Below are 16,695 nucleotides of genomic sequence, written 5' to 3' on the forward strand. Positions count from 1 at the left end.
TCGAAGAACGCCCACTCCGCATCCGACATCAAACCACGAACCATGGCTGCTCTCCGCAAAGAACAGCCTTGAATCAGCGATCAGCTGATTTGGGAATCTACTTTGTCCACATCACCTAGGTCACTGCCCTGAAAAGGGCGGCCTCGGCATCGCTGGGAGCAGAGATCATCACGCCGAGGCCGCCAGCTGACTGGGGCCAACCAACAGCTCAGCTTGTGTGTGCCTCGGAACACCGCATTCGACAACCCCTGATCCACATGCGCCCCGGCCAGCAACCTCAAGAACGTGCGCTGTCGCCCCTGCTCCCCTCCATCGTCGCCACTCAACGGAATAAGGAAATGATCGCAACGGGCGGAAAGAGCGGGCATCGGCTGCCGGGCGGAAAGCGGACTTTCGCCTGGGCGGCATTCTTCGAAATAGATCTCGCCAATGGAATGCCGGGCACTCCAGCCTGCGAGATGTCGGTTGCGATGGTGAACGTCTTGTTGCCCTGACATGAGGTGGGTAACGTCGGTCAAACCTCTTTGGGGATTTCCATGGCTGATAACGACACCTCCGCTCTCCTGGCGATGACGACCGGCATTATCGCCAACTTCGTCGCCAACAATCGGGTGTCACCTGATGAGCTTCCCGGCTTGGTCGCGACGGTTCACGGATCTTTGAGCCGCTTGGGGGAAGGCCCGAATAGAGAGCCCGAGGCCGAAACGACTGAGCGTCTGACGCCCGGCGCAATCCGGAAGCTCATCACTCCTCAGGGCATCACCTCTCTGATCGACGGACGGAAGTTCAAATCGCTGAAACGTCACCTGTCGATCGCCGGATATACCCCTGAGGCCTATCGGGATCGGTTTGGCCTTCCGAAAGATTTCCCGATGGTCCATCCCGACTACGCAGCTCAGCGGTCGGCCCTGGCCAAGTCGATGGGCTTGGGCGTTGGAGGTCGAAAGCCAAAGGATCCGGTGAAGCCAGCCCGTAAGCCAAGAGCGTCCAAGGCGTGATCACCGCCGCAGCGTTGTCAATGCTGTCAATCGGCGTCTAAAAGGGACTCTGACTCAGCTTTGATGAAGTTGGCTGGCTGACTGGCGCGGGGTTCACGCCCGGATCAGCGTCATGGCAAGAGCCCTTTCTCCGTCCGGCCTCATCCCAGCGGGCTTCGTCCTGACCGGTGCGTGGCCCTACGGTAATCGCACCACCATCCACATCCAGAGCAGGGGCTCGACCAGTCGATGCCCAGGGTGCGGGACCGCGAGCCGGAGGTGTGGATCGGCGTCGAAATCGGACCCCATCGAGAGGAGGCCTAGGTGGTTGAATTCGCTATACAGCAATACGTTGGCGCGCATGTTGACTGCCGTCTGTCGGGCCCCCGTCTCGCCCCGAGATATTGGGCTTATTCAATATGTTATCTCATATCGGGTGGGGTCCCGCCTTGAACGCCGATCAACAGCCCCGATGGAAAGCTTCTTCCACACCCTTAAAACCGAACGCGTCCATCACCGCATCTACGCCACCCGCGACCAGGCGCGGCGGGATCTGTTCGGATACATCGAGGGCTTCTACAATCCCCGTCGCCTGCACTCGTCACTGGGCTATATCAGCCCCGCCGAGGCCAAACGCAGAGCGGCTTAACCCCGTCCACTGTTGCGGGGGAAGATCAACCATAAGGTAAGTCCGCTCCGACACATCGAAGACGTGGCCATCAGGCACTACGTTCTCCAAGCTTGATTCGTTCGCTGTCGAGCGGTCCAGCTTGGCCGTTTTCCCCGATATCATGGGACGTGAGAACGGATGCACAGTCGTGGCTGCCGGTTAGCCATTGATCCCCGTCACCGATTATCTTGGAATGTCGGTCATCAAAACTGGCCATATATCGGAGGTCTGATTTGCGGCGGATCACTTTCATTGGCTTCCCTACCTCACCAACTTCGGAGTATTGGCCGTCTCATCGCCCGTTGCGACACGCCTTGTGGTTCGTTCGTTGACTGGAACTGGGTTCTCGTCTCTCACAGACCGCTCATATTGCCCGCGCCTCGCATGGGTATATGAGCAAGCAGGGCATTTGGTGTTTTTCCAAAATGCAGATGACCGCCCAAGCCTCACGCATACCGGTGCTTGCACTCGGGCTGTCGGCCATCGCAACGGCGGCATGGGCGCACGTCAAATGGTTTGAAGCATATGAGGTCTCGGCAGACCCAGCTCCGATCACGACCACTCTCGCGCTTCCTGCCTTCTGGTTTGCCATCGCGCTGGTGACGGTATTCTTTCTAGCAGCGACCGTTCTCGAACGCCGAGCACCCGGCCAGGCCGTTACTCGCGTTCTCGACACTGGAACTCGGCTGCTGCGCGACCATGCAGACGCCTTCATGATCGCGGTGATGGCCGCGTTCTTCGTCGCGCTATTTGCTGTTGGCGGTTCCTACCTGACGCCCGATCTGAAAACAGAGTCTGAGCTTCTGCCGTGGGCACAACTGTTGATCGGCATTCTGCTGATCTGGCGACGAACTCGACCGGTGGCGGCGGTAATGATCGTCCTCCTGTGGGCCGTCGCGCTCACGAACTATGACCTCTTCCACCTCTATGACTACCTCGCACTTGGGTTGGGGCTGGCGGGCTATTTGTTCCTGTCGGGTCTGAAGGATGGGAAGTGGCATGATCGCCGGTTCGCGGTGCTGCGCTGGGGCATTGCGCTGGCCCTCATGTGGTCCAGCATGGAGAAGTTCATGTATCCGCAGTGGTTCATGCCGCTGCTGGAGGAGAAGCCTTTCCTAGCCTTCGGAATACCCTTTGAGCCATATACGACGATGGCCGGGGTGGCTGAGTTCACCTTGGGTTTCGGGCTTCTGTGGACCTCGCTCGTGCGACGGCTCTCCGCAGTCGCCTTGTTCGCGTTGATGTTCTCAGCAGTCTACCCATTTGGCCGTATCGACATGATCGGGCACGCGACCATCTTGGCCGGTCTGCTGGTAGCCATTGCAGACCCAATGCGTCATCACGCTTTCGAGGTGACGCCCCGTGATCACCGCGCAACGTGGCTGGTCCCGGTCGGCCTCGTTGTCGCCTTGGCCATCACTATGCTGTCCTACGCTGGCCAGCACTACGTCATTTATCGCGTGCTGGAAGGCCCGTTTGCGGCACTGCTGCGGCCCGAGTCGCGGGAGACAGTCACCCAAGGCGGTTTGGCTCCGGGCGGTTTCTGGCGTGGCAACGAGCACTACCATGGCCGCGAAGGAGCCAATGCCGCTCCAGAGGCGGGGGCATCTGCCGCCATGATGGAGTCCATGGATCGCATGCACGCCGAGATGAACGAACTACAGGTGACCGGCGACCTAAATCGAGACTTCGTTGCCCTTATGGTTCCCCACCACCAATCCGGCGTGGACATGGCTCGGGTGTATCTGGAAAGCGGCACCGACCCTGAGCTTCGGCAGCTGGCCGAGCAAATCGTCAGCAGCCAAGAGGCTGAGATCGGCCATATGAAGGCTGAGATCGGCGGGGTTTCAAGCGCGACTACTCCGGCCCACGCGGGGCACTGACGATGGCCCCACTCCACTGCCGGTGTTGTCAGGTTGAAGCCACAATTGGTGCCATCGGTTGAATTTATCTCCATCTGAGCGACTTGGGCCGTTATACTCGGCCGTGTCGACACACTGAAATTATGCACTTTTTTCGCCGCGGCAGACGCAAATTTCGGCTCAAGTAGAGCCTGCCGAACTTACCCTGACAATGCCGCGCCGGGTAGTCGGGGTAGCAGTCGCGCGGCTCAAGATTACCGACCTCGCTTCGCATGGCGCGCGTCATGGCCAAGATGTCTCCGGAGCCGGACTTCGAGCGGTAAAGATTACACATCGCGGGAACCTGACACGCTGATTAGTGGTTCTGAAGTTGCAACTGGTCGATGCGAGGGGTGGCTTGGAAACAAGTGCCCCTCCGCTTCTCCTCACCCGTGCAACCTTGCCCCTCGGCTCGCGCCGGGGGGCTTTTTGCACTTTAACGGACTGCCTTGGCCGGCATGACGAACTCGCCGACCGCGTCGCGCGGGCCGATCACGAACTGGACCCGCCCGATGCAGCCAACTCGCCGGCAGGCCGCATCGACGCCCCAGAGATTGTAGTGTGGTCCCCGCACTCGGGCGATGCGTTTCAGGTCCGCCTGGATACGCAGTTCGCACACCGGGCAATCGGCATAGACCGGCCAGCGATTGACGAGGATTTGCTCGACTGACCCTGACCCAGCGCGCCAGTCCTCCTCAGTTTAGCGGTCGAGGTTCTTGCGGCCCATCAATACCAAAGGGCAATGGCTGCCGGCGACATTGGCCCGCTCTGCCCCGTCGAGTGGCGGGTGTAGGTTACTCTCGCGACCCGGTGGCCGCACTGGCATCGGAAGCGATACGAGCACCCCTCGGGCGGCCAATAGCGTCGCGCGCCGAACAGCGGGCGAGGATCCATCAACACGGCATGGTCGCAGCCAGGCCGGTCGCACTGCACGATCAGCCGATGGCCGAACTCCGGCACGGCTTCTTCCCGCGCGACACGGGGGCGGTTCGAGTCAGGCATGGCTTCACCGACCGCTGGCAACCATGCAACCGAGGCTCCGGAGCTGGATGCCAGCAGCGGACCGCATCACGGCGCCGGGGACGCGGGCTTCCACGCAGGTCAGGATTTCGTCTGCTGCGGAGCCGGGATCGTTTTTGCGGCCAGCTCCGCGTCAAGTTCGGCGAGCAAACTCGCCAAGGATCGGTCGTTCATTCGCTTTCTCGAGGTTGCCGCCCCGGGGCGCTTGTGACTCCGCGGCAGCGGTTGGCGCAAGTGAATGTTCTATTTTTGTTCTTGAGGGCCGCAAGGGCGAAGGCTTGGCCCGTGGTAGGCGCCGAACCGTTCCGTCGCCGGAACCGCTCACACGCTTCACCGTTCGCTTCCCGGAAGGAGAACGAAATGACCGACAAAAATCCAAACCCGGGGACCTCCAATGGCAGCCAGCAGGACGGCAGCAGTCACGGGTCGACACGGCCCGATCAGAGCGGCACGAGCCAGCAGGCGCAAAAGCCAGAAGGCCCAGCTAGCGGGGGGGAGGGTGCATCCGAGGCGGGTGCTCCCAAGGGCTTTGGGGCTGGCGAATGACGATGCGGTTCTACACGGTCACGCTCGAACGGAACGGCGAGCGCCGCGATGTTCGGGTTCCTTCCCCGACGGATGTGCAGGCCGCTGATGCTGCCGCGCCGCTGATGAAGGCCGGCGAGTCCATTATATCTATCACGGAGGTAGAGGACGACGGTTTGCAACAGGCCGACGCACTGCCGCCCAAGTCACAAGCCGCTGAGTTCGCTCCGGTCACGCCCGGCGCGGCCGCCGCCCCAGATCGGTGAGCAGAACCCCAGTGGCCAGTGCCGGAACTCTTCGACCCGAGAAGAGCTTGGAAAGGCCCCGCAGCCTTTGGAAGGGCAAAACATGACCGACTACCTCGAGCGATCCTTTCACACTCACCCTCTTCACGTATTGGTCTCGTGGCCAGCCGTCATCGCGGGGGCGGTCGTCGCCATAGCTGTCGGAGCTATGCTGAACCTACTGGGCGTCGCTCTCGGAGCGGGGGCCTTCAATCCGTACGATCTCGACGGCGGCAACGCCGAAAGCTTCGCGGCGGCAGCCGGGATGTGGGCTGTGGTCGCAAACTGCATGGCGTTGTTTGTGGGTGGAGCTGTGGCGAGCCGCGCAGCCAATTACGCGGATCATCATAAGGGCGCGCTCCACGGACTCAGCGTCTGGGCCGTTGCTTTCCTGCTTGCGATCCTGATTGCGTCGGGTTCTGCCGCCGTAAACACCGCCGGCATCGCAGGCGGCGAGGCGACCAGGACGACTGCGGGTGAGACGGTCATCGGCGACGCCTTGGCGCCTGGCTCGCGAGTAGTTGAGGGAACTTTGATCGCTTCTCCCTCAGAGCGCGTCGAAGCGGAGAGCACGGCTGACAGCACCGCGACGCTCGCTCTTTGGGGCTTCCTGACGATGCTTCTCAGCGGCATCGCCGCAGTGTCCGGCGGCCTGTACGGCTCGCGCAATCATCGCTGGATGGCGAAGGCGGGACTGGAGGGTCGCCCGGCTCCTGAGGTATCACCCGATGCTGCTCAAGAAGTGGGCGAACCACACAAAGTCTATCCGGCGCCGAGGAATTGAGAGCGCAGGGAACGAAAAAAACGAACGTCGGTTTCTGAAGGGGCTGGTGTTCTGCCATCCGCAGGTTGGGCCGCCTTACAGGCGCGTCGTCGCGTGGTTCTGACTACGGATTGTGAGCGACCTCGTCTTAGATCACCAAGCCTGGCCCGGACGCGGAATGTGATCACCGTTGACAGGTCCGGTATCGCCCCGATGAACGTCCCTTATTTGCGTGGCTCGTTCGCGAAGTGCCTGATCCCGAAGGGAGTCAGCCGCCTTACGTTCAGCCGCCTTTCGAGCTTCGACCTTCCTGTGGGCTTGCAGGATAGGGTTCGTCATATCGCGTCCCTCTCGTTGGTCTGGACGGGGAACGCACGATCCGACGAAGTGTTGCCGAGTTCGCTAGAAGTGCGGCCTGGACAAAGATGTCATGAGGTCTAGCGCGGGCTTTTGCTGTGGATCGGCGTGAAAAAGGGACCCCGTTAGCGGGGTGATCGGCGTCGCAAAAGGACCAATCATCCCTGAGGTCTAAATGGTGCTGCTTGACGAACATACAACGAACACTTCTCAGAACGGCGCGCGGTGTTACGGTCAGGCGATGCGCCTCGCCCTGCTTGCCGCCATCGCCTTAGCCTTGTGCACCGAGGCACCCGCTGCTGTGCCGGTCGCCGCTAACCCGCCTTCCACTCGTGGGCGCTGTCAGGATAACGGAGCCGGGTTGAGAAGCGGCCTACCCTGCCGAAATCAGGCGACCGCAGCCGCACAGGCGGTCGCCGCTTCGGCGCGGATGCGGCGAAGAGTGGCTCTGCTGATCAGATGGCGTTGGATGTTGAACGTGTTGTAGATCGCCGCGTGGGTGGTGAGGAATCTCTGGGCTGAGGCTTGGGATTTGAACCGCTGCTGCTGGCGTTCTCGTCGTCGGATCGGAAGATGTGAGTTCTCTGCCCGATTGTTCTCCCGAAGCCGGCCGGGTCGGTGCAAATGCCTGAGATCCAGGACATCGAGCGCCGCGCCGTATGAGGCCAGGCCGTCAGTCGTGATCGTTTGCGGCTCGACCGGCTGATTATGAAGGAGACGCCTGAGCAGCTTCAATGCGGCCTCCGTGTCCCGCCGGCGCTGGACTACGAGGTCGAGGACCTCGCCTTCGTCATCGACAGCCCGCCACAGATACATCCGCTTTCCGCCGATCGAACAGACCATCTCATCGAGATGCCAGCCAGGCGATGGAGCTGGCCGACGGCGCTTCAGCCGCCTCGCGATCAACGGTCCGAACTTCATCGTCCAGCAGCGGATCGTCTGGTAGCTGACGTCGATCCTGCGCTGCGCCAAGAGCTCCTCGACGTCACGAAAACTGAGGGTGAAGCGGAAGTAGAGCCAGACGGCATGGCGAATGACGTCCGCCGGGAACCGGTGGCGCTTGAACGAAATCGACTTCACGAAATATGATCCCCGTCAGTGGCTTACGCCACAAATACCGGAGACCTTTTATCGTTCGCCTGACAACACTGCTCCAGCCAATGGCCCCTCCAGCCCTTATCGCGCGGATCGTCGACGTCGAGTCCACCTCGTCAGGCCATGTCGCGATCATCAAGGTCCTGAACGAGGGCGCCGACACCGCTTCGGACGTCGAAATCAAGGGCGTCGTCGGCGAGGAAACGGCGACCGCGACGGTCGACTGCGTTCCAGGCCACGGTTACGCCAAGGCCTTCCTGAGGTTCGATGCGGACCGCGCGCGCGGCCTCCGTCATCGTCAAGGGCTGGTCCGCGCCCTGAGGCGGGCGGAACGTCAGGCCAGCGTCGCCGTTGCAGTCGTTGCGAAGCGGGACGGGAGACAGCGACATGGGGCCAGCGGGACAAGCGATCCCCTATTGCGGGCCGCCGCCGACGTCGGCCGAGCTTTTCGCGCAGTGGAATCTCGATCCGCTGATCCTGGGGCCCCTTCTGCTCGGTCTCGCCGTCGTGGCCGTCACGGCCCGGCGCTTGCCCGCCTCCAGGATCCGCGCCGCCGGCCTGGCCCTGTTCACCTTGGCGATCGCCTTCGTCAGTCCGATGTGCGCGCTCAGTTCTGCACTGTTCGCAGCGCGGACCGTGCACCACATCCTGCTGATCTGCGTGGCCGCGCCGCTGATCGTTCTCGCCCTACCCCGCCCGCCTCGCCAGGGCTTCCCGGTCGTCCTGATCGCCACGGTGTTGCAGGCCGCTGTCCTGTGGTTCTGGCACGCCCCAGCCCTCTATGAGGCGGCTCTGTCCAATCACGGCGTCTATGCGGTGATGGAGATCACTCTCCTCGCCTCCGCCGTCCTGTTCTGGGGTGCGATCCGCGCGGCCACGCCCCCGACGGCGGCGCTCGCTCTCGTCCTGACCATGGTGCAGACGGGGATGCTCGGCGCCCTGCTCGTCTTCGCCGGATCGGCCGTCTACGGGCCGCATCTCCTAACGACCGCCGCCTGGGGCCTGACGCCGCTCCAGGACCAGCAGCTCGCCGGGCTGATCATGTGGGCCCCGGCCGCCGGGGTCTATCTGGCCACCGCCCTCGTCCTCGTGGCTCGCTGGATCGGACCGGACCCTGCCGTTGTCGAAAGACAGCCCGCGTGATCGACCGGCTGATCCTCAACGTCTTCGAATGGGCCGCCGGGCATCAGGACGAGGGGCGCTATTCCCCTGTCGGCATCGCCTTCCACTGGACCATGGCAATCCTCGTGGTCTTCCAGCTCGGCTGGGGCTGGTGGATGGGCCGGGTGGAGGTCGGGGGCGCCAAGGTCGAGGCCTATGATGTCCATTTCTTCGTCGGCGTCCTGATGCTGGTCCTGGCCCTGATGCGGCTTGGCTGGCGGACCTTCGCCCCGGACCTGATCAACGACGCGGACAAGCCGGGGTGGGAGAGCATGGCCGCCCACGTCACCCACTACGTCTTCTACACCTGCCTGATCGGCCTGCCCCTGACCGGCTGGGCCATGGTCTCGGCCACGGCGCGAGATGAGCGGCTGACCTTCCTCGGCCTTTTCGACTGGCCGCTGATGCCGATGCAGACCCTGTCGAATCCGATGCTGTGGTGGATCGAGAACGCGGCCGAGTGGATGCATTGGGGGCTGATCGTGTCGCTGCTCCTGCTGATCCCGATCCACGCGGGCGCGGCGCTGAAGCACCAGATTATCGATCGCGACGATGTGCTTCATGCAATGGCGCCGGTCGTGCCGCTGCCGACGCGGCGGCGGACACGCTGGCAGCGTCGCTATCGGGCGCTGGAGAAGCGGACTGGCGCTCTAGCCACCGGCCTATGGCGGCTGTTTCCGCATCGGTCAGACCGGCGACGGCCTGCGCCATGACCCCGCGCGGATCGTTGCGCCGCTTGCCGGTCTTCCAGCGTCCGACCTGTTCGACCACATAGGCGGCGGGCTGCCCGGCCACCGCCGGATTGCCCGGCCCGACGCCCAGACCCGTCGGCCCGTGACAGGTCGCGCAGGCTGGCACGTCCCGCGACGGAGCGCCGCGCAGCCAGATGGCGGGCGGAGCCGCCCCAACCTCTCCCGACGCCGGCGCAGCCATGTCCGCGTAATAGGCCGCGACCGCCCGGCGCTGCCTCTGATCCAGCCGCGCCGCTACACCCGTCATGGCATCGTCGTGCCGAAGGTCGGAAGCGTAGTCCTCCATCTGTTTCTGCAGATATCCCGCGTCCAGCCCCGCCAGACGAGGCACGGAGACCCTGTCTCCCGCGCCGTCCAGCCCGTGACAGGTGAAGCAGGCGTTTCTCGCCCCACCGTCGCCGCCGCTCATCGCCACAGTCTCGCCGGTCCGCGTCAGCGCCTCGCCCGTCTCGTTGGACGCCAGCGAACAGCCGCCGAACGCGAGGGCGAAGCCTATCAAAAGGGGCAGGAGGCGGGCGGGCACGCGTCGGCAACGGAGCGATATCGCCAAGGTTCCCCGGAACCGTAGCCGCAGCAGCGTATTCGGTCAGTGAAGGGGTCTGCCATGAGACCAACATTACGCTGCGGCGAGCGCTCATGAGGGCGGCCACGGCCGTCGCCCTCCTGTCGCTCTGCGCCTGCGCCTGCGCCAACAAGACCGATGCGCCGCGGGTGATCGAGGGCGGGGATGCGTCGCATGGCCTGATCGTGATGAAACGCGTCGGCTGCGCCGCCTGTCACCGCGTCCCCGGGGTCGCCTGGCCGACAGGGAAGGTCGGCGGATCGTTGGACGGGTTCGCCGGGCGTTCGCTGATCGCCGGCCGCTTTCCCAACCAGCCCGACACCCTGGTCCGCTGGCTGCGCGACGCGCCGTCCCTGTCGTCCGAGACCGGAATGCCGCCCATGCCCATCACCGACGCCGATGCCCGCGACATCGCGGCCTATCTGTACACCCTGCGATGAGCGCACGCGGACTCGAAGGCTGGCCGCCGCCCGCCCTGGATCCGGCTGGTCCAATGTCGGGACCGCTTAACACCCTGACCTGGGTGCTGATCTGCATGGTCGTGGTCGTAAGCCTGATCGTCGTCGTCGCCCTGTGGCTGGCCCTGTTCGGTCCCCGGTCCTGGCGTCGGAAACTCGGCGGCGAGAAGATGGTGCTGATCGCCGGCTTCGCCTTCCCGGCCGTCGTCCTGACGGCCCTGCTCGTCTACGGCCTAGCCACCACGCGCCAACTCAGCGAGGCGCCGCGCCCCGGAGAGATGCGCATCCGCGTCACCGGCGAGATGTGGTGGTGGCGCGTCGCCTATCTCGACGACCAGGGCCGCGAGATGCTTCAGGACGCCAACGAGGTCCACATACCGGTCGGCCGCCCCGTCGTCTTCGAGCTCGACAGCTCCGACGTGATCCACAGCTTCTGGGTGCCGCGCCTGGGCGGCAAGATGGACATGATCCCCGGCCGCCGGAACATCCTGCGCCTCCAGGCCGACGAGGCTGGCGCCTTCGGGGGCCAGTGCGCCGAATACTGCGGAGGACCCCACGCCCTGATGGGGCTCGTCGTCGTCGCCCATGAGCCCGCCGAGTTCGAAGCCTGGCGCGCCCGCGTCGCCCAGCCGGCCGCGCCTACCGCCCTGCCCGCCGGCGTCGCAGTGTTCGATAGGTCCGGCTGCGGCGCCTGCCACACCATCCGGGGCGCGACCTTCAACGGCACCGCTGGCCCGGACCTGACCCATGTCGGCTCGCGCCGCACCCTCGGAGCCGGCATCCTGCCCAATAATCAGGGGACGATGGCGGGGTGGATTTCCAACACCCAGTCCATCAAGCCCGGTAACCGCATGCCCGCCTATCCGGTCCTGACGGGCCAGGAACTGCGCGACGTCTCGGCCTATCTCGAAAGCCTTAAATGACCGATCCGGCCGCGCCGTCCGAAACAGGCTTCGACCCGCGCCTCTACGACCGCTTCCCGACCACCAAACCCCGTCCCGATGGCGAACTGGAAGAGCTCGAGGCCATCTGGTGCGCGCCCAAGGGTTGGCAGTGGCTGACCGCGCTGAACAACAACTACGTCGGCGTCTATTACGTTGGCGCGGCCATGCTGTTCTTCGTCCTGGCGGGCGTTCTGGCGCTGCTGATGCGCACCCAGCTGGCCCTGCCGCTGAACGGTTTCCTACCCCAGGAGACCTACAATCAGCTCTTCACCATGCACGGGACCATCATGATGTTCCTGTTCGCGGTGCCAGCGGTGGAGGCGCTGGGCGTCCTCCTGCTGCCCCAGATGATCGGCTCGCGCGACCTCCCCTTCCCCCGGCTCAGCGCCTACGCCTTCTGGGCCTATCTGATCGGAGGCCTCGCCTTCTTCTGCTCGATCTTCTTCGGCCTCGCGCCGAACGGCGGCTGGTTCATGTACCCGCCGCTGACCAACACCACCTATTCGCCCGGCATCAACGCCGACTTCTGGCTGCTCGGCATCGGCTTCATCGAGATCTCGGCCATCGCCGGGGCCATCGAGATCATCGTCGGCGTGCTCAGGACCCGCGCCCCCGGCATGACCCTGGACAAGCTGCCGATCTTCGCCTGGGCCATGCTGGTGTTCGCGGTGATGATCATCATCGCCTTCCCGTCAGTGATCCTGGCGACCACGCTGATGGAGCTGGAACGGGCCCTCAACTGGCCCTTCTTCGATCCACTTCGAGGAGGAGACCCGATGCTGTGGCAGCACCTGTTCTGGTTCTTTGGCCACCCGGAGGTCTACATCATCTTCCTGCCGGCGGCCGGAGCCATGTCGACGATGATCCCGGCGATCGCCCGGACGCCCCTGGTCGGTTACCGCCTCGTGGTCCTGGCCATGCTGGCGACCGGCTTCATCAGCTTCGGCGTCTGGGCCCACCATATGTTCGCGACGGGCATGCCCGAGATGTCGATCGGCTTCTTCGCCTCGGCCTCCATGGCAGTCAGCCTGCCCGCCGGCATCCAGGTCTTCGCCTGGATCGCCACCATCGCGTCGGGAAAGATGCGCTTCAACACGCCGGGCCTTTTCATCCTGGGCTCGCTGATCATCTTCGTCATTGGCGGTCTGACCGGGGTGATGGTCGCTATGGTCCCGTTCGACTGGCAGGCCCACGACACCTATTTCATCGTCGCCCACCTGCACTACGTCCTGATCGGCGGCATGGTCTTCCCTATGTTCGCCGCCCTCTATTACTGGATGGGGATGGTCTCCTCGCGCCCGCTCAGCGAGCGGCTGGGCAAGTGGACCTTCTGGCTGATGTTCATCGGCATGCACGTCACCTTCCTGCCCATGCACCTGACCGGGCTGATGGGCATGCCAAGACGGGTCTATACCTACCTGCCCGGCCGCCAGTGGGAAGTGACCAACCTGATCTCCACCATTGGTGCCTTCCTGTTCGCCGTCGCCGTGCTGATCTGGATCATCGATATGGTCCGCAACTTCCGTCCCTTCGGCGAGAAACAGGCCGGCAATGTCTACGACGGCGGCGGACTCGAATGGCTGCCCAACGGCCTCTATTCGACGCGCAGCATCCCGGTCGTCACCACCCGCTATCCTGTCTGGGAACAGCCGAACCTGGTCGCCGACGTCCCCGCCGGTCGCTACCTGCTGCCCGGCAGCGCCACGGGCGGTCGCGAGACCATCGTTACCTCCACCCTGAACGCCGAGCCGCAGTACCTGCAGCGCATGCCGACCCCGTCCGGCTGGTATATCTGGGCGGCCGTCTTCACCGCCGGCTTCTTCCTGCTGCTAACGGTCCAGGCCTACGTCCTCAGCGTCATCAGCCTGGTCCTGATGATCTGGACGATGATGCAGTGGGCCTGGTTCCTCGACCTCCCGCCCGGAGGATCCGGCATGCGAAGGCGCGAGGCCGACGCCGACCTCGGCGCGGGCATCGTCGTCCCGACCTATCGCAGCGGTCCGTCCAGCACCGGCTGGTGGGCCACGGTCATCACCCTAATCGTGGCCGGCATGGTCCTGGCCATGAGCGCCTTCTCCTACGTCTTCCTGTGGAGCCGTAACCCGTCCGCCTGGGCCCCGCCGCCAGAGATCGCCACCATGATCGCGCCCGTGATCCTGAACCTCGCCGCCGCCGCTCTCGCTTGGAGCTCCAGCCGCGCCCTGGCCCTCGCTCGTCCGCGCAGCCCGATGATCGCCAGCCTCCTGATGATCGCCGCCGCCGTCGCCCTCGCCGCCGGCTGGGGTCTGGACATGACCAGCTGGCTCGCCACCGGCCTCCTGCCCACCACCTCGGGCCAGGGCGCGACCGTCTACAACTTCCTAGCCTGGCAGGGCTTCTTCGTCTTCGTCACGGCCATCATGGCCCTGTACGTCCTGCTGCGCTGGCTGTTCGGCCGAATCGCCGTCAGCCGCCCCGCGACGCTAGAAATCATCGGCCTGTTCGTCGTCTATTCCGCCGGCCAGAGCCTGTTCGGCCTCCTCCTGACCCGCCTCTTCCCCGGTCTCGGCTGATGCGCGACTGGGGCCTGATGCTCGGGGGGCTTCTGGTCTGGACCCTGCATTTCCTGGGGGTCTACGGGGTCGCCAGTGTGGCCGACCTGTCCGATCCCTCAACACACGCTCTGTGGCGAGGGCTGGGTCTCGCCCTGACCGGACTGTGCCTGCTGGCCGTGGCCCTTATCGCGCTGCGCGCCCGGCCCTCGACAAGGGACGCCGCCCTCTATCGACAGGTCGGCCTCGGCACCTGCGCCGTCAGTTTCATCGCGATCGTCTGGCAGAGCGTCCCGCTTATCGTCTCCACCTGAGCGGCCCGGTGAGACACCTTAGCGGCATGTGAAACTATACCACCGGCCGGGGATTGAAACCGTGGTCAGGATACGGGAGATGCGGATGCCGCTTTTTGGGTCGGGATATGACGCTATTCGAGGAGTGCGTGGCCTGCTGCTCAGTTTCCCCGTCGCCTTGTTCGCCGGCGCTGTCCTGACCGACGTGACCTATCTGCGAACCGCCGAACTGCAGTGGACCAATTTCTCGGCTTGGCTGATCTCCGCGGCGCTGATCTTCGGCGGCCTCGTCACGGCCTGGGCCTTTGTGGAGGCGGTGTTCGGCTGGCGATCGAGAGCCCGTCTTGTCCGGCTCGGCTATCTCGGTCCGTGGGTCGCCGCCTGGGTTCTAGGCCTGGTGAACGCCTTCAAGCACAGCCAGGACGCCTGGAGCTCCGTCGGCGTCTTCGGATTGATCCTGTCGATCCTATGCGCCGTCCTGTCCCTGATCGCCGGCTTCCTCGCCTTCTCCGGCGCGACGACCCTCCGGGAGGACGCACGATGATCCGCACCCTGGCCTGCGCCTCCGCTCTTCTGCTTTCGGTCTCGGCCTGCGGGCGCAGCGACCCCGGCCTCACCCAGACCGGCGCGCGGCCCGACCTTCCTAATGTCCGTCAGACGCTGGTTCCGCCCATGCGGATCGCCAAGCCGGTTGGCTGGGACGACGCCACCCCGACCGCGCCAGCCGGATTCACGGTCACGGCCCTGACGACCGGGCTCGCTATCCCGCGTCAGATGCTTGTCCTGCCGAACGGCGACATTCTGGTCGCGGAGGGCCGAGGTGGGCATGCCCCGCCCCTCCGTCCCAAGGACGTCATCGCCGGCGCAATCAAGAAACAGGGCAACACCCAGGTCGAGAGCGGCAACCGCATCTCACTGCTGCGCGATGCCGACGGCGACGGTGTCGCCGAGGTGAAGACGGTCTTCATCTCCGATCCGGACGCCCCCTACGGCCTGGCCTTCGTCGACGGCTATCTCTACGTCGCCAATCAGGACGCTCTGGTTCGCTTCCCCTACCAAGAGGGCCAGACCCGGATCACGGCGGCACCCGAAGAAGTCACCAATCTCCCGTCCCAGATCAACCACCACTGGACCAAGTCACTGACGGTCAGCGCCGACGGCCAGACCCTCTATGTCGGCATCGGCTCGAACAGCAATGTCGGCGAACGCGGCATGGCGGTAGAAGAGGAGCGCGCCGTCGTGTGGGCGATCGACCGGCGTACGGGCGCGCGTCGCACCGTCGCCACGGGCATCCGCAACCCCACAGCCCTGGCCATCGAGCCTCAGTCCAGCGCCCTTTGGGCCGTGGTGAACGAGCGCGACGAGATAAGTCCGCAGCTTGTCCCCGACTACATGACCTCCGTCCGCGAAGGCGGGTTCTACGGCTGGCCCTACAGCTACTGGGGCCGGAACGTCGATCCCCGGGTCCGGCCTCAGAAGCCCGAGCTCGTCGCCCGCGCCATCGCCCCCGACTACGCGCTTGGCTCCCACGTCGCGGCGCTCGGCTTGTCGTTCGCCGCGGGCGGCGGCTTCGGCGGCGCGTTCTCGCAGGGCGCGTTCGTGGGCGAGCACGGCAGCTGGAACCGGCAGGACCTCTCCGGCTACAAGGTCGTCTGGGTGCCGTTCTCGGGCGGTCGTCCGGCCGGCCCTCCCGTAGATTTCCTGACAGGCTTCCTCACCGATGACGGCCAGGCGCGCGGGCGGCCAGTCGGCGTCACATTCGACGCAACCCGCCGCATCCTCTACGTCGCTGACGACCTGTCGAACACGGTCTGGCGGGTCGCGCCGGCCGCTGGCTTCTCTAGAAGTCAATAACGCTGGAACGCGAGGCGAGTAAGTGTTGGGCTGCCGCATCATTCTGGCCTCTGGGAACCAAGGAAGAGGCGATGGCATCGCATGCGCTCTGGCTGCACCCCGTTAGGAGTCTCTAGGACCGTTTTTAACGGTTGGGAACGGCAGTCGGCCGTCCGTGTGGGAGGTCTGATAACGGCAACGGCAGGCTCGCCCTCGCTGCCTGAAACGCGACATTCAGCGGTCCGACGTCCTCACTGTCGCTAAGGCGACTCGTGACTCACTGCGGCGGTTGGCTAGGATCGTTTGTGAACCCCTGCCGCTGGCTAGGCTGGCAAAAGCTGGACGGCTCACAATGCAGCGCCACAATGTCCAGGCGATTGGGTCGTTAGGCGACTTGGTGGTCGAGATCGATGCTCAGTGACGTGACCCCCTGAAACTTCTCCAGGAATAGCTAGGTGATGTGGACAAAGTGGATTCCCAAATCAGCTGATCGCTGATTCAAGGCTGTTCTTTGCGGAGAGCAGCCATGGTTCGTGGTTTGATGTCGGATGCGGAGTGGGCGTTCTTCG

General features: G+C 64.4%; 15 protein-coding genes and 2 pseudogenes. 13 read left to right on the forward strand and 4 right to left on the reverse strand.

The annotated features are described in order from the left end of the window. The first annotated feature begins 536 nt into the window (after positions 1 to 536). The 3 genes and pseudogenes from ACP7AU_RS16475 (at position 537) to ACP7AU_RS16485 (ending at position 3,530) form a co-directional block, all read left to right on the forward strand. Positions 537 to 998 carry a MucR family transcriptional regulator gene (locus ACP7AU_RS16475; protein WP_426039814.1) on the forward strand — a complete coding sequence of 154 codons (462 nt, stop codon included), beginning with the start codon at positions 537 to 539 and terminating at the stop codon, positions 996 to 998. Between the two features lie 445 nt (positions 999 to 1,443). Next, positions 1,444 to 1,626, forward strand: a pseudogene (locus ACP7AU_RS16480) (IS3 family transposase); the annotation flags it as partial. A gap of 413 nt (positions 1,627 to 2,039) precedes the next feature. Beyond that, on the forward strand, positions 2,040 to 3,530 hold the full coding sequence (locus ACP7AU_RS16485) for a DUF305 domain-containing protein (RefSeq protein ID WP_426039815.1): 1,491 nt from the start codon (positions 2,040 to 2,042) through the stop codon (positions 3,528 to 3,530). Between the two features lie 454 nt (positions 3,531 to 3,984). Here ACP7AU_RS16485 and ACP7AU_RS16490 read toward each other — a convergent pair whose 3' ends face one another. Then, positions 3,985 to 4,167 (reverse strand): hypothetical protein, encoded by a 183-nt coding sequence (locus ACP7AU_RS16490; protein ID WP_426039816.1) that lies wholly within the window; start codon positions 4,165 to 4,167, stop codon positions 3,985 to 3,987. 943 nt (positions 4,168 to 5,110) lie between these two features. On the opposite strand from ACP7AU_RS16490, the gene ACP7AU_RS16495 reads away from it, so the two are divergent. Next, positions 5,111 to 5,359 (forward strand): hypothetical protein, encoded by a 249-nt coding sequence (locus tag ACP7AU_RS16495; protein ID WP_426039818.1) that lies wholly within the window; start codon positions 5,111 to 5,113, stop codon positions 5,357 to 5,359. Positions 5,360 to 5,441: 82 nt separating this feature from the next. Next, positions 5,442 to 6,161 (forward strand): hypothetical protein, encoded by a 720-nt coding sequence (locus ACP7AU_RS16500; RefSeq protein ID WP_426039819.1) that lies wholly within the window; start codon positions 5,442 to 5,444, stop codon positions 6,159 to 6,161. Positions 6,162 to 6,884: 723 nt separating this feature from the next. Here ACP7AU_RS16500 and ACP7AU_RS16505 read toward each other — a convergent pair. Together ACP7AU_RS16505 and ACP7AU_RS16510 are read right to left on the reverse strand one after the other, a co-directional pair. Then, entirely contained in the window at positions 6,885 to 7,577 is a 693-nt protein-coding gene (locus tag ACP7AU_RS16505) for an IS6 family transposase (protein ID WP_426052097.1), read from the reverse strand. A gap of 131 nt (positions 7,578 to 7,708) precedes the next feature. Next, positions 7,709 to 7,981: a hypothetical protein gene (locus ACP7AU_RS16510; protein WP_426052098.1), complete on the reverse strand. Its 273-nt coding sequence runs from the start codon at positions 7,979 to 7,981 to the stop codon at positions 7,709 to 7,711. Here ACP7AU_RS16510 and ACP7AU_RS16515 point away from each other — a divergent pair. Together ACP7AU_RS16515 and ACP7AU_RS16520 are read left to right on the forward strand one after the other, a co-directional pair. Beyond that, entirely contained in the window at positions 7,980 to 8,735 is a 756-nt protein-coding gene (locus ACP7AU_RS16515) for a cytochrome c oxidase assembly protein (protein ID WP_426052099.1), read from the forward strand. The genes ACP7AU_RS16510 and ACP7AU_RS16515 overlap by 2 nt on opposite strands. Next, on the forward strand, positions 8,732 to 9,466 hold the full coding sequence (locus tag ACP7AU_RS16520) for a cytochrome b (RefSeq protein WP_426052100.1): 735 nt from the start codon (positions 8,732 to 8,734) through the stop codon (positions 9,464 to 9,466). The genes ACP7AU_RS16515 and ACP7AU_RS16520 overlap by 4 nt, the downstream gene beginning before the upstream one ends. Here the strand turns inward: ACP7AU_RS16520 and ACP7AU_RS16525 are convergent. Beyond that, a pseudogene (locus ACP7AU_RS16525) lies at positions 9,462 to 9,914 on the reverse strand (c-type cytochrome); the annotation flags it as partial. The gene ACP7AU_RS16520 and the pseudogene ACP7AU_RS16525 overlap by 5 nt on opposite strands. 227 nt (positions 9,915 to 10,141) lie before the next feature. Here ACP7AU_RS16525 and ACP7AU_RS16530 point away from each other — a divergent pair. The 6 genes from ACP7AU_RS16530 (at position 10,142) to ACP7AU_RS16555 (ending at position 16,147) form a co-directional block, all read left to right on the forward strand. Beyond that, on the forward strand, positions 10,142 to 10,507 hold the full coding sequence (locus ACP7AU_RS16530; RefSeq protein WP_426052101.1) for a c-type cytochrome: 366 nt from the start codon (positions 10,142 to 10,144) through the stop codon (positions 10,505 to 10,507). Between the two features lie 53 nt (positions 10,508 to 10,560). Next, complete coding sequence (coxB, locus tag ACP7AU_RS16535; protein ID WP_426052102.1) at positions 10,561 to 11,448, forward strand: cytochrome c oxidase subunit II; 888 nt, start codon at positions 10,561 to 10,563, stop codon at positions 11,446 to 11,448. Further along, positions 11,445 to 14,021: a cbb3-type cytochrome c oxidase subunit I gene (locus tag ACP7AU_RS16540; RefSeq protein ID WP_426052103.1), complete on the forward strand. Its 2,577-nt coding sequence runs from the start codon at positions 11,445 to 11,447 to the stop codon at positions 14,019 to 14,021. The genes coxB and ACP7AU_RS16540 overlap by 4 nt, the downstream gene beginning before the upstream one ends. Further along, the gene (locus ACP7AU_RS16545; protein ID WP_426052104.1) at positions 14,021 to 14,314 is read left to right on the forward strand and encodes a hypothetical protein; all 294 of its coding nucleotides are present in this window, start codon (positions 14,021 to 14,023) and stop codon (positions 14,312 to 14,314) included. Before ACP7AU_RS16540 ends, ACP7AU_RS16545 begins: the two co-directional genes overlap by 1 nt. A gap of 79 nt (positions 14,315 to 14,393) precedes the next feature. After that, on the forward strand, positions 14,394 to 14,837 hold the full coding sequence (locus ACP7AU_RS16550) for a DUF2231 domain-containing protein (protein ID WP_426052105.1): 444 nt from the start codon (positions 14,394 to 14,396) through the stop codon (positions 14,835 to 14,837). After that, positions 14,834 to 16,147: a PQQ-dependent sugar dehydrogenase gene (locus tag ACP7AU_RS16555; protein ID WP_426052106.1), complete on the forward strand. Its 1,314-nt coding sequence runs from the start codon at positions 14,834 to 14,836 to the stop codon at positions 16,145 to 16,147. The genes ACP7AU_RS16550 and ACP7AU_RS16555 overlap by 4 nt, the downstream gene beginning before the upstream one ends. The last annotated feature ends 548 nt before the right edge of the window (positions 16,148 to 16,695 follow it).

Origin of the sequence: Brevundimonas sp. SL161 (assembly GCF_049896985.1) — a bacterium.
GTDB lineage: Bacteria > Pseudomonadota > Alphaproteobacteria > Caulobacterales > Caulobacteraceae > Brevundimonas.